At 66.1% G+C, this 12,439-nt stretch carries 13 protein-coding genes; 8 read left to right on the top strand and 5 right to left on the bottom strand.

The annotated features are described in order from the left end of the window. The first annotated feature begins 22 nt into the window (after positions 1–22). Positions 23–2,005, top strand: coding sequence for a TPM domain-containing protein (locus tag OG874_RS01885; RefSeq protein WP_330253387.1), 1,983 nt, complete (start codon positions 23–25; stop codon positions 2,003–2,005). 73 nt (positions 2,006–2,078) lie between these two features. Here the strand turns inward: OG874_RS01885 and OG874_RS01880 are convergent, their stop codons facing one another. Together OG874_RS01880 and OG874_RS01875 are read right to left on the bottom strand one after the other, a co-directional pair. Then, the gene (locus OG874_RS01880; RefSeq protein ID WP_330253386.1) at positions 2,079–3,530 is read right to left on the bottom strand and encodes a molybdopterin-dependent oxidoreductase; all 1,452 of its coding nucleotides are present in this window, start codon (positions 3,528–3,530) and stop codon (positions 2,079–2,081) included. An 84-nt stretch (positions 3,531–3,614) separates the two neighbouring features. Then, positions 3,615–4,037 carry a MarR family winged helix-turn-helix transcriptional regulator gene (locus OG874_RS01875; protein ID WP_330253385.1) on the bottom strand — a complete coding sequence of 141 codons (423 nt, stop codon included), beginning with the start codon at positions 4,035–4,037 and terminating at the stop codon, positions 3,615–3,617. 48 nt (positions 4,038–4,085) lie between these two features. Between OG874_RS01875 and OG874_RS01870 the strand changes: the two genes are divergently transcribed. After that, positions 4,086–4,481 (top strand): PPOX class F420-dependent oxidoreductase, encoded by a 396-nt coding sequence (locus OG874_RS01870; protein WP_330253384.1) that lies wholly within the window; start codon positions 4,086–4,088, stop codon positions 4,479–4,481. A 22-nt stretch (positions 4,482–4,503) separates the two neighbouring features. On the opposite strand, the gene OG874_RS01865 is transcribed toward OG874_RS01870, so the two are convergent. Continuing rightward, positions 4,504–5,775 (bottom strand): phthiocerol/phthiodiolone dimycocerosyl transferase family protein, encoded by a 1,272-nt coding sequence (locus OG874_RS01865; protein WP_330253383.1) that lies wholly within the window; start codon positions 5,773–5,775, stop codon positions 4,504–4,506. Between the two features lie 71 nt (positions 5,776–5,846). Between OG874_RS01865 and OG874_RS01860 the strand changes: the two genes are divergently transcribed. Then, positions 5,847–6,473 carry a TenA family protein gene (locus OG874_RS01860; RefSeq protein ID WP_330253382.1) on the top strand — a complete coding sequence of 209 codons (627 nt, stop codon included), beginning with the start codon at positions 5,847–5,849 and terminating at the stop codon, positions 6,471–6,473. On the opposite strand, the gene OG874_RS01855 is transcribed toward OG874_RS01860, so the two are convergent. Then, on the bottom strand, positions 6,470–7,390 hold the full coding sequence (locus OG874_RS01855) for an NADP-dependent oxidoreductase (protein ID WP_330253381.1): 921 nt from the start codon (positions 7,388–7,390) through the stop codon (positions 6,470–6,472). The two genes, OG874_RS01860 and OG874_RS01855, sit on opposite strands and share 4 nt — an antisense overlap. A 260-nt stretch (positions 7,391–7,650) precedes the next feature. Here OG874_RS01855 and OG874_RS01850 point away from each other — a divergent pair, with 260 nt between their 5' ends. Both OG874_RS01850 and OG874_RS01845 read left to right on the top strand, forming a co-directional pair. Continuing rightward, complete coding sequence (locus tag OG874_RS01850; RefSeq protein WP_330253380.1) at positions 7,651–8,376, top strand: DUF899 domain-containing protein; 726 nt, start codon at positions 7,651–7,653, stop codon at positions 8,374–8,376. Positions 8,377–8,403: 27 nt separating this feature from the next. Beyond that, entirely contained in the window at positions 8,404–8,805 is a 402-nt protein-coding gene (locus tag OG874_RS01845) for a DUF1707 domain-containing protein (RefSeq protein ID WP_330253379.1), read from the top strand. 75 nt (positions 8,806–8,880) lie between these two features. On the opposite strand, the gene OG874_RS01840 is transcribed toward OG874_RS01845, so the two are convergent. Next, positions 8,881–10,272, bottom strand: a complete 1,392-nt coding sequence (locus OG874_RS01840) for a glycine--tRNA ligase (RefSeq protein ID WP_330253378.1) — start codon at positions 10,270–10,272, stop codon at positions 8,881–8,883. 233 nt (positions 10,273–10,505) lie between these two features. Here OG874_RS01840 and OG874_RS01835 point away from each other — a divergent pair, with 233 nt between their 5' ends. The 3 genes from OG874_RS01835 to OG874_RS01825 all read left to right on the top strand — a co-directional run bounded on the left by OG874_RS01835 (position 10,506) and on the right by OG874_RS01825 (position 12,373). Next, positions 10,506–10,856, top strand: coding sequence for an ArsR/SmtB family transcription factor (locus OG874_RS01835; protein WP_330253377.1), 351 nt, complete (start codon positions 10,506–10,508; stop codon positions 10,854–10,856). A 2-nt stretch (positions 10,857–10,858) separates the two neighbouring features. Further along, a complete protein-coding gene (locus OG874_RS01830) occupies positions 10,859–11,293 on the top strand; it encodes a Fur family transcriptional regulator (RefSeq protein WP_330253376.1) in 435 nt (144 codons plus the stop codon). 114 nt (positions 11,294–11,407) lie between these two features. Then, entirely contained in the window at positions 11,408–12,373 is a 966-nt protein-coding gene (locus tag OG874_RS01825; RefSeq protein ID WP_330253375.1) for a hypothetical protein, read from the top strand. The last annotated feature ends 66 nt before the right edge of the window (positions 12,374–12,439 follow it).

Raw genomic sequence — 12,439 nt, 5'->3', positions numbered from 1 at the left:
CGATGCTAGCTAAGTTCGTCCCATGCCGTTGTTAGCGCCGATTCGTCGAATCCGCTGGACCGCGTGGGCGGTGATCAGCGTGGCGTTCCTGTGCGTCGCATTGGCCGGTGGGCCGGGCGTGTCGCGGGTTGGCGCGGAGCCGCCACTGCGGATGGGGCCATATGTGGTCGATTCGGCGCAGGTGCTCGATCGTGGGCAGCTCGATCGGGTGCTGGGCGCGGTTGCGGAGTTGTACGCCGATCATCAGGTGCGGCTCTGGGTGGTCTATGTGCGCGATTTCAATGGACTGAGTCCGGAGGAATGGGCCGATCGCACCGCGACCATGTCCGGGTTCGGTGGGCGCGATGTGTTGCTCGCGGTCGCGACGCAGGATCGCGGGTATTCGTTCCATGGCGAATTGCCCAGTGGTGTCAGTGATTCCGAGTTGGACAGGGTGCTGACACACGATGTGGAACCCGCGCTGCGCGACAACCGGTGGGCTGACGCCGGGGTCGCGATGGCCGATGGTCTGGATTCGGCGGCGCGCGGTGGTGGCGTCAGCGGGCGGGCGGTGCTGATCGTCGCCGTGGTGATCGTGCTCGTTGCCGGTGGGCTGGTGCTGTATTCGCGTAAGCGGCGCGGCGACCGGAGGCGTGCCGAGTTGGCGGCTGCGCGGCAGGTGGATCCGGATAACTCCGCCGCGCTCGCGGCCCTGTCGCTGGAGGCGTTGCAGGACCGTTCGCAAGAAGTGTTGGTGGAGATCGACAACGCGGTGCGAACCAGTGCCGAGGAGTTGGAACTGGCGACCGGCGAATTCGGCGCGACTGCGGTCACCCCGTTCAGCACCGCCTTGACGAATGCGAAAGCCGCTGCCGCCAAGGCATTCTCGATCCGCCAGCAGCTGGACGACGCAATTCCCGAGACGCCGGATCAGCAGCGCACTATGCTGGTCGATCTGATCGGTACGGTCGGGCGGGCCGACCGGGAACTCGACGCCCAGGTAGCGGAGTTCGACGCGATGCGGGATCTGCTCATCGACGCGCCGAGTCGATTGGACGGGCTGACAAGGGATTTGGTGGAGTTGACCGGGCGGGTGCCGGACTCGGAGGCCGAACTCACCCGGCTCACCGATGCCTCTCCTGGCAGTGTGCTCGCCCCGGTACGCGATAACGTCACCATGGCGCGGGAGCGAATCGCGTTCGCGGAGCAGAACATCGATGCGGGCCGCGACGCTCTCACCCAGCCGGTCGGCAAGCAGGGCGGCGCGGTCGCCGCGATCCGGTCCGCGGAAAGCGCGATCGGACAGGCCCGCACGCTGCTCGACGCCGTCGACAATGCGGCGACGAATATTCAGCAGGCGACCGATGGGCTGCCCGCCGTGCTCGACGAACTGCGCGCGGATATCGCTACCGCGAAGACCCTCGCAGGCTACGGCGGCACCGATCTGCAAGCCGCCATCACCGTGGCGGAAACGGCTCTGACCAGTGCGACCACCATATCGACGAGCGATCCCCTCGACGCCTTCCACAATGCGGTGGCGGCCGACGACACGCTGGACCTCGCCAACGCGGCGGCCACCGACCGCAAACTCGCCGCCGAGGATCTGCGACGCAGACTCGACCGCGCGCTGACCGATGCCCGCGCCCAGATCGGCGCGGCGAGCGACTACATCACGACTCGACGCGGCGGCGTGGACGCACCGGCGCGCACCCGGTTGTCCGAGGCACAGCGCAATCTCGATGCGGCACAACAGCTCTCCGCCACGGCTCCGGCACAGGCCCTGACCAGCGCGCAGTCCGCCGCCGAACTGGGCGCTCGCGCGCTGCGCGAGGCACAGGCCAGTGTGCAGGCCTGGGAGAACAGCCGGCCGCCGTCGGGCACGGGGCAGGCGGGTGCGGTGCTCGGCGGAATTCTGATCGACGGGCTGCTCCGCGGTGCGCGACCGCGGTCCGGCGGCGGCTATACCCCCGGCTCGTACGGCGGTTCGAGCGGATCGCGCCGCATCAGCCGGGGCGGTCGGTTCTGAGGGTTGACCCTGACACCGTGTGAGGCCATAGACCAGGAGTCGTCATGTTCAGTACGAGAGGCGAGCGCGGCTGTCACACCTTGATGGTGACGCTGTGGAAACCTGTTGGACCGGAAGGGAAAGGCGAGCGCGGGGTGCCGTCTTGGACTTCGCCGGAGCGGCTGATCGCGCGGACCTGCACGGTGTGTGCGCCGGACGGGACGTCGACGGTGGTGCGCCAGCGACGCCAGGCGGCGGGGGCGAGTTCGGTGCCGAGATCGGCAGGGAGCCAATCGCCTTCGTCGATGCGGATCTCGACGGCGTCGACACCGTGTGGTGGTGCCCACGCGACACCGGCGAGGCTGGTGGTGCCCGCTGCCGCGCGGCCCGGCGCGGTCACATCGATGCGGGCCTGCGGTGTCACCCACATCGGTTCCGACGGCCAGCCGCGCTGCCACCAGTAGTCGACGTGGCGGTCGTCGGTGAGTTCCAGTTCGGCGAGCCATTTCGCACCGGTGTACTGGCCGTAGAGGCCGGGGACGAAGACACGGGCCGGGAAGCCGTGCGCCGGCGGGAGCGGCTCACCGTTCATGCCGATCACCAGGTAGCCGGGCCATGCGCCGGAGCGCAGCGGTTCGACCGGCAGCGAGGTGGTGTAGCCGTCGACGGCCCTGGTCACCATCCGGGTCGCGCCGGATTCCGGGATCGCGTGTGCCAGCAGTTGCGCCAGCGGGACGCCGTACCAGCGGCCGTTGCCCGCGCGACGTTCACCGGGCCGGTTGTGCACGCACACCATGACCGCGTCGAATTCCACCGCGTCCGCGGCCAATTCGGCCAGCGACAGGCGCAGCGGATGCGCGACCTGGCCGGTGACTGCCAGCCGCCAGCGAGTCGGATCGATCCGGGGCGGACTGAGGTTGACGTCGGCGACGTAGAAACTGCGGTTCGCGGTGATCAGCGACGACAGCCCCGGCTCCTCCTCCAGCCCGTCCCGCGGCACCATCGAGATGCCGCCCATCGGACCGACGCGCCGGATCGCGGCACCCTGCCTGCGGTCGTAGTCCCGAATCAGCGCCCGCGCCCCGGCCAAGAGTCCGGCGCCGGCCCCGGCCCAGAGCAGCGCGCCGAACAACCCGCGTGGCCGCCTGCGCAACCCGACGCCGAGTACACCCGCCGCGGCGGCCGCACCCACGACGGTCGCGGGCGAGCGGGTCGGTCGGCGGAAACCGAGTACGGCAGCGGCGACCCCGAAGGCCGCGACAGCGGGTGTACGCACCTGCTCGGGCAGCGCCCCGAGCCCGACGGTCGCCGCGATCGCGCCGACGCCGACGCCGAGCCGAGTGACGGCCTTGTCGTGCTTGCCCGATAACGCGACCGTCGTCTCGACCACCGGCACCGGCGCGGTATCGGCCAGCACCCGGCCGACGGCGTCGATCAGCGAATCGCCACGCGAGGCCGCGATCAACTCGCCGACGCCCAGTGCGCCGATACCGACCGCAGCGGCACCGAGCCCACTCCCGCGCCGCCGGTCTCCGTTAGTCCGCACCGTTCGAACACCCGCTTCCGTCGATCACCACCGTGCTACCAGCCTGCTACGAACCTACCGATCCGGCGGCCGCTTCGGTATGCCTCACTCCTGCAGCGCCTCGGTGAACCGAGCCAACAACTCCCGCAACTGCTCTCGCTCCCGCGCGCTGAACGCCTGCGCCACCCGTCGCTCGATCGCGGCCGCCTTCGCATCGGCCTTGGCGAAGGCCTTGCGCCCCGCCGGGGTCAACCGCGTCTCCAGTACGCCACGATGCCAGGGGTGCGGTGTCCGCTCCACCAGACCGCGCTCCTGCAGGTTCTTGAGCACCACCGTCATCGCCTGCGGAGTCACCAGGCAGGCGCGGGCGAGGGCCGCGGCGGAGATACCGGGGTTGTCCGACAATGCGTAGAGCGCGGCGTACTGCGGCACCGTAAGCGGTTTGACCGCCTCGTGTTTGACGGCCATCAGCTCCTGCTCGGCGCGCTTGAGATCCAGACCGAGCCGCTGCTCCGCGGGCAGTTTCATGAGTGTCAAGGATAGCTGACCTATCAAAGCTTTGATAGTCTTCAAGATATGAACAACCCAGTGATCCCCGAGAGCCATGCCGATCTGCTGTCGCGGCCGCTGTTCGCCCATCTCGCCACGCTCAACCCGGACGGCACCCCGCAGGTGACCCCGGTCTGGCAGGTCTGGGACGGCGGACGGCTGCGCTTCACCACCACGATCGATCGCCGAAAAGCCGTCAACACCAAGCAGAATCCCGACGTGGCGGTGAGCATCAACGATCCGGACAAACCCTACCGCTACCTCGAGGTCCGCGGTGTGATCGAGGCCATCGAGCCCGATCCCAACGGCGAGTTCTTCGACGTGCTCGCGCGCCGCTACGACCTGCCCTATGAGCGCCCCGTCGCCGACCACCCGCGCCGCGTGGTGATGGTCATGCGCCCGACCCACGCCACCTATCAGTAGCGGCGCGAAAACCGGTGCGTCCTCAAGAGTTGACGGCCTCCTCCGCGAGGGCCGTCAACTCGTCGCGCACCGCGGTCGCGAGCCGGTCGACTCCAGCCCCGCCACCGAGTATGCCGACGGTGAGACGGCCTTCGAAGGTGTAGACGAGGAAGGTGACCGCCGCCGAGGCACCCGCGGAGGGACGCGGGTGGGCGGAGAGATAGACGATCTCGTAATCGGTCAGCGCGATGGTCGCCGGGAGGCGGAAGGCGGGCACGGCACCGGTGTTCGTGACCGCGACGTGCCCGGTCAGCGAGTGGATCCTGGTGGCGCCGAAGTAGTCCGGGAAGTGCAGCACCGACTGCGCGACGATGCCCTCGGCGAGGTCGTGTCGGAGTCGGGACGAAATGCGCTGGGCCAGTTCCAGAATGTCGGCGCAGCGGTCGACCTCGGCCGCGAAGGAGGCCAGCCCCGCCATATTCGTGCCCTCGGCGCGTGGCACCGGCGGCTCCAGGCGCGTGCGCAGATCGACCGGATACAGGCATCCGAGCGGCACCGGATCACCGGACTTCTCCGAGGCGAACGCGCGCAGCAGGGCGGCGGTGACCAGACCGTTGACCGTCACATCCGGATACCGCCCGAGGCCGATGATGCGGCCGGTCGCGGCCTCGTCCAACATGATTCGCCGCGGCCGGACCAGTGTCGCGGGTGCGGAGATCGCGGGTTCGGGCGGAATGACGGCGACTTCGGACGGCAGCGGCCTGGTCACGTCCTCGAAGCCGGAGATCGAACTGCGGGCGATCCCGCGCGCCGCCGCATGCCATTCCAGCGACTGCGGATAGTCGTGCGGCACAACGGTTGTCGTACCGGATTCGACGTAGTCGGTATAGAAATCCCATAGTCGGGAGAGCAATTCGACGCAGTGACCAGCGTCGGCGATGCTGTGATGGGCGAACAGCGTGACGCGCGAGCGCCCTCGATCGGAGAGCACGACATCGAGGTAGGCCAGCTGCTTCGCGGGATCGATCGGTTCGGCGGGGATCCGGACGATATCGGGATCACCCGGACTCGCGGTCATACCGGCCAACGAATGTTCGCCCGGCCGTAGGAGGTAACCACGGCCCGTCGCATCCTCCGCGATCCGGCAGGTCACCACGGGATAGGCCTGCTGCAGCGCGGAGAAGGCCGCCCCCAACGCTGTCGTATCGAGACCACCGACGACTGTGACCGACCGTCCCGTGTAGGTCCCCGCGCGCACGAAACGTTGTTCCGAGGCACCCAACACCCGCACCAAATCCTCCTCATCCCACAACACATCGCTCAGCGTGCGGCACCGACAAACCGGGCGCAAACCAGGAGCGACTTCGACTGAGAGAGACTGCCCACATGGATCCCGCAGCACACATCACGCTTACGACACATCTGGCGGAACTAGGTTTTCCACTAGTGGAAAGCCAGCTGAGCCATCCAACGGTGGCGGGCATCGCCACCGGCGATCTACCCGAACCGGTCTTCCGGTCCTGGCTGGAACAGGACTATCTGTTCCTACTGGACTACGTCCGGGTTTTCGCCCGGCTGGCCTGGCAGGCGCCCGCGGCGCACCTCGGCGATCTGGTGGATCTCGCGCACGCCACCTATCACGAGGAACTGTCGCTGCACCGGTCGCTGGCCGCCGAATTCGGCGCTGACCTCGATGGCGCGACGAAGGGAGCACCGTGCGCGGCCTACACCGCGTTCCTACTGGAGTCGGCCGCCTCCTATGCCGACGGCCTCGCCGCGCTGTACCCGTGCATGTGGGGCTATTCGACCCTCGGCACGATCCTCGCCGAGAACCCGCCCGCCGAACCGCGCTACCGGCGCTGGGTCGACACCTACGCCGACCCCGGTTTCGCCGCGCTCACCCGTCGCTACGGACAGATGCTCGACGAAGCCGGCGGCGATCCGGCACGCGCGGAACAGCTTTTCCTGCAGGGCATGCGGCACGAATACGACTTCTGGGACGTGCCGCTCTAGGGATGCAGAACAATCTTGCCGCGCGTGTGCTGCTGTTCCAGCTCGCGATAGGCCTCCTGGACCTTGTCGAGCGGGTAGACGGCGGCAATGGGCACCTGTACCGTGCCCGCGGCGGCGAGCTCAGCGAGCTCAGCAAGCACATCGATGGTGCCCGCGGCGGCATTGCCCTCGGTCTTCACACCGTATTTCGCCGCGGCCTCCCAGTTGATGATGGTGTCGATGCGCTCGACCGCAATGCCGAGTTCGATTGCGAGCTCGACATAGTCGGCGCCGAAGGTATCGATGAACGCATCCACGCCATCGGGAGCGACCGCGCGAATCCGATCGGCCAGTCCCTCGCCATAGGCGACAGGTATCACCCCGATCTTGCGCAGCCAGTCGTGATTGGCCTCGCTCGCGATGCCGAGAACCGTTACGCCCCTGGCCCGTAACAGCTGTACGACGATCGAGCCGACACCGCCCGCCGCGCCCGAGACCGCGACCGTATCAGCCTGCTGCGCGTCCACCGCTCGCACCGCGGCGAAAGCCGTTGTGCCAGCGACATACAGCGCGCCGGCAACATCCCAGTCCAGGCCCGCGGGCTTGGCCGTCACCTGCTCGGCGGGCACCACCACGTGGGTGGCGTGGCCGGCTCGATCATCGGTGAAACCGAGCACCTCGTCGCCGACCCGAATCCCACCGACACCGGACCCGACTTCAGCGATGCGCCCCGAGAAATCGGTACCCTGCCCCGATGGAAATGTCGCGGGCCAACGCTCGTGCAACGCGCCCGTTCGGATTTTCGCCTCCCCCGGATTGATCCCCGCCGCGACGACCTCGACGACGACCTGACCAGGCCCCGCCGTGGGCGTCGGCACTTCGACAACCTTCAGTTCTTCGATTCCGCCATAACGATCGAACCTGACCGCTCTCGCCATATCCGGCTCCTGCCTACTCGGTGTCATGCGGCATATCGACCGTCAACGGATTAGCCCCACCGGAAATTTCCATCCGCAGAGCACGGCTAGGACGGGGGCATCATTCGTCGCCGTTCTTCGAGCATGCGTGCCTGCTCCTGCGGGCTCAGCGCGGCGAAGGCCGCCGTACGATCACAAATTCTCTGCGTCGGACCGACGATTTTCGCTCGGCTCTCGGGTCTACCCATGTGGACCGGTCTCACCGAAGCTAGGAGATGATCATGAATCGTCCGGCCGTGGTTTCCCGCGCGGAATGGTTGAGTGCCCGAAAGGGGCTGCTTGCCGAAGAGAAGGAATTCACCCATCGCATGGACGCGCTGGCCGAAAAGCGCCGCGCACTGCCGATGGTGGCGATCGACAAGAAGTATGTATTCGAGGGGCCGTCGGGCAAGGTCGAGTTGACCGACCTGTTCGAGAAGCGCCGCCAACTGATCGTCTATCACATGATGTGGCGCTGGGATCTGGACGCGGGCTGTCCGAGCTGCGCGATGTTTCTCGACAATGTCGGACATCTCGCCCATCTGCACGCCCAGAGCACCAGCTTCGCGGTGATCTCCCGCGGCCCGTGGGAGACGCTGAACCGCTACCGGGAACGCATGGAATGGACGTTCCCGATGTACTCCTCGTTCGGCGGCGACTTCAATTACGACTTCCACGTCACCCAGGACGAATCCATCGCGCCCGTCGAATACAACTACCGGACCAAGGCGGAACTCGAAGCCGCAGGCGAGACCTGGTTCATCGACGGCGAGCAGCCCGGCACCAGCGTGTTCTGGCGGGACGACGACGGTGCGGTCTTCCACACCTATTCGTCCTATGCCCGAGGCGGCGATATCCATATCGGCACCCACAACTTCCTCGACCTCACCCCATTGGGCAGGCAGAAGCATGTCGGCGAGGCAGTACACCACGATCGTTACGACAGCCCCGAAACACACTGCCACTGAACGCATCCAGGCCCTAAGCTGGCACCCGTGGGTCAGGAGAAGCTGCGGGCCTCGGACGCAGACCGCGAGAAGATCGCCGAGCAATTGCGGGTGGCGATGAACGACGGCCGGTTGTCGCTGCACGAATACGACGATCGACTCAAACAGGTTTACGCCGCAAAGACCTACGGCGAGCTGAGCCCGCTGCTGTCGGATCTGCCCGTCGCGCGCAAACCGGCCACGGCGGCCCAGCGGGTGCCGCCGTGGGTCATCATCATGTGGATTCCGTGGGCCGCGGTGAACGCGCTGTGCATCACGATCTGGGTGGCGACCGGTGCCGGCTACTTCTGGCCGTTCTGGGTGGCTGTGCCGTGGGGTTGCGCGCTGCTGATCCCGTCCGCGATCGGCATGATCGTCCAGTCGAACCAGCGGAAACCTCGCGGCAGCTGAAACCGTCCTACCCGCGGCGCACTGACCCGCGAAAACGCCCGGCCGCTGCGCAGCCGGGCGTCAATCGTCATCTGATCAGGCGCCGATGAGGTGTTGCGCGAGGTAGCCCTCGACCTTGTCCAGCGCGATGCGCTCCTGCGCCATGGAATCGCGCTCGCGGACGGTGACCGCCTGGTCCTCCAGGGTGTCGAAGTCGACGGTGATGCAGAACGGCGTGCCGATCTCGTCCTGACGACGGTAGCGGCGGCCGATGGCGCCCGCGTCGTCGAATTCGACATTCCAGTTCTTGCGCAGTTGCGCGGCAAGATCTTTCGCCTTCGGCGTCAGGTCGGCGTTGCGCGACAACGGCAGTACCGCCGCCTTGACCGGTGCGAGCCTGCGGTCCAGGCGCAGGCTGATCCGCTCCTCCAGCACACCCTTGGCATTGGGCGCCTGGCCGACGGTGTACGCGTCGACCAGGAACGCCATCAACGAGCGGGTCAGACCGGCCGCGGGCTCGATGACGTAGGGGGTGTAGCGCTCGTTGGTGGTCTGGTCGAAGTAGCTCAGGTCGGTGCCCGAGTGCTCCGAATGGGTCTTCAGATCGAAGTCGGTGCGGTTGGCGACGCCCTCCAGCTCACCCCACTCGTTGCCCTGGAAACCGAAGCGGTACTCGATATCGGTGGTGCCGGCCGAGTAGTGCGACAGCTTGTCCTTCGGATGTTCGTAGAGCCGCAGGTTCTCCGGATCGATGCCGAGGTCGGTGTACCAGGAGAACCGGTTCTCGATCCAATACTTGTGCCACTCCGCGTCCTCACCCGGCTTGACGAAGTACTCCATCTCCATCTGCTCGAACTCGCGCGTGCGGAAGATGAAGTTGCCCGGGGTGATCTCGTTGCGGAAGCTCTTGCCGATCTGCGCGATGCCGAACGGCGGCTTCTTGCGCGCGGTGGTCATCACATTGGCGAAGTTGATGAAGATGCCCTGCGCGGTCTCCGGGCGGAGATAGTGCAGACCCTCCTCGGACTCGATCGGGCCGAGGTAGGTCTTGAGCATCATGTTGAAGTCGCGCGGTTCGGTCCAATGGCCGACTGTGCCGCAGTCCGGACACACCACCAGCTCCATCGAGACGGTGTCCGGATCGGCGATCTTGTGCTTGATCGCGTAGGCCTCCTGCAGGTGGTCCTGCCGGTGCCGGTGGTGACAGTTCAGGCATTCGACCAGCGGATCGTTGAATACGCCGACGTGGCCCGAGGCGACCCACACCTGGCGCGGCAGGATCACCGACGAGTCGAGGCCGACGACATCCTCGCGACTGGTGACCATCGAACGCCACCACTGCTTCTTGATGTTCTCTTTGAGCTCGACACCGAGCGGACCGTAATCCCACGCCGATTTGGTGCCTCCGTAGATCTCACCGCACGGGTACACCAGACCCCGGCGCTTGGCGAGGTTGGCAACGGTGTCCACCTTCGACTTGGGTGCCACGCGAGAATTCTCCATCCACTGCGAGTCGGATTCGATTGCCTCGAGTCAATCGACTCGAGTTCAGATGCGCTTCAGCCTATCGGCACCGGCCAATCGGTTTTGCACCGCACAGGCCTAGGCATCGCCGATGTCCGACGCACTCACTCGAATCTCGCGCCGGTCGGCGCGGCTCATTTGACATGCGCAACTGTGCATATCAAAATGGGATCGCTTTCCATTAAGGAGTTGGTTCGATGACCGCCGAGGCCGCTACCGCCCATCCGCACAACCCGTACCGGTCACCCGCCCCGGTGCCGGTGCCCTCGCGGACCGTCCTGGAGGACGCGGGCGAGCTGCTACGCGCCCTCGCGGCGCCGGTCCGCATCGCCATTGTGCTACAGCTGCGCGAGTCGCCGCGCTGTGTGCACGAACTGGTCGATGTACTCGGTGTCACCCAACCGCTGGTCAGCCAGCATCTGCGGATCCTGAAGTCCGCGGGGGTGGTACACGGGGAGCGCTCCGGCCGCGAAGTGCTGTACGAACTCGTCGACGACCACCTGGCGCATATCGTCGTCGACGCCGTGGCGCATGCCGAGGAAGGGTGAACGTGCCAGATAAGACGGTCTTTCCGCAGAAGCCGGTCGGTGTCCGCAGTACCCGCCAGCGCAGTGCGATCGCGGCGCTGCTCGGCGATATCGAGGAGTTCCGCTCCGCACAGGAGTTGCACGACGAATTGCGCCGCCGCGGCGAGGGCATCGGGCTGACCACGGTCTACCGCACCCTGCAGTCGCTGGCCGACGCCGGACTCGTCGATGTATTACGCACCGACACCGGAGAATCGGTGTATCGACAGTGCTCCACCGGACATCATCACCATCTGGTGTGCCGACACTGCGGACGCACCGTCGAGGTCGAGGGTCCGACGGTGGAGGCATGGGCCGAATCCATCGCGGGCGAGCACGGATTCACCGAGGTCAGCCACACCATGGAGATCTTTGGCACCTGCTGCGAGTGCGCGAAAGCGGACCGCCCTAAATTGTGATTCCGATCACACGGTTAACGGCGTTGCCTTCGGCGAAGATTTCACTGCGAATCAGATAGCGTCCGGGGCTTCCGGGCGTCGCGCACTGAGATGGCAAATCTTCTGGGAGGCAGCGTGCGATCATCCATTTTTCCTGCGGGTAGCGGCCGGAAATTCAGCACCGTTGGTGCGGCCGTGCTCATCGGCACGTCCGCCTTGTTCATGACGGCGTGCAATGACAAGGACACCAAGGCGGGACCGACGAGTTCGGCTCCCGCTTCCGCGCAGCGCACGGTCGGCCAAGGGCAGCCGGGGGCGAACAACGGCCAGTCGACCGTTCGGACCATCGGCAAAACCGGCTGGTACGAGGGCTTCGATATCACGGTGGACAAGGCGACCGTGGTGCCCGACGAATTCGGCGGGGCCAAGGTGCTGATCGACATCACCTACAAGAACACCACCCCCGACAACAAGACCATCAGCAATAACACCTACCTGCAGGTCGACAAGGAAGTCGACGGCGGAGCGAGCTTCGACTCCCCGGCCGTGCCCGGAAAGGGTTCGGCCACCGGCAAAGTCACCACATCGGTCAAGACACTGCATGATGCCGAGCACCTGCTCGACACCATGACGGTGATCTACGGGCAGGCCTCGGACAATCAGACCAAGATTCCGCTGCAGGCCTCGGCTCAGGTCGAGGGTGTCGCACCCAAGACACTGAATGTCACCGGCAAACTGGTGCAGGATCAGACCACGATCGAAATCACCGGCGGCACAATCGCACCGAGCTACACCTCGGACGAACGCGGCAAGATGGATCTCTCATTGCACATCAAGATCATTGGTGGGCCCGGGATCTCCGCGGGCGGGCTGAATGTGTTCTACGACTACTTCACCGTGAAAACGCCGGACGGTCAGTCGCTGCCCGCCGATATTCGCGGACCGATCAACGAGTTGCTGAATACGAACGAAACCATCGACAACGCAAAGAATTACGTCGTCTTCGTGGTTCCGTCACCGGCCACCGGCACGTATGTGGTGAGCTACGACGCCAAGAAGGGCGAGGACACCACCCCGGCCTTCTCGTTCACCATCAGCTGAAAACCGGTACCGGCCACCATCACTCGGGAAACCGGGGCTGGCGTCCTGCAGGCCACCATCCGCCCG

It is taken from the genome of Nocardia sp. NBC_00565 (assembly GCF_036345915.1).
GTDB lineage: Bacteria > Actinomycetota > Actinomycetes > Mycobacteriales > Mycobacteriaceae > Nocardia.
This window is presented reverse-complemented; position numbering and strand designations above follow the sequence as displayed.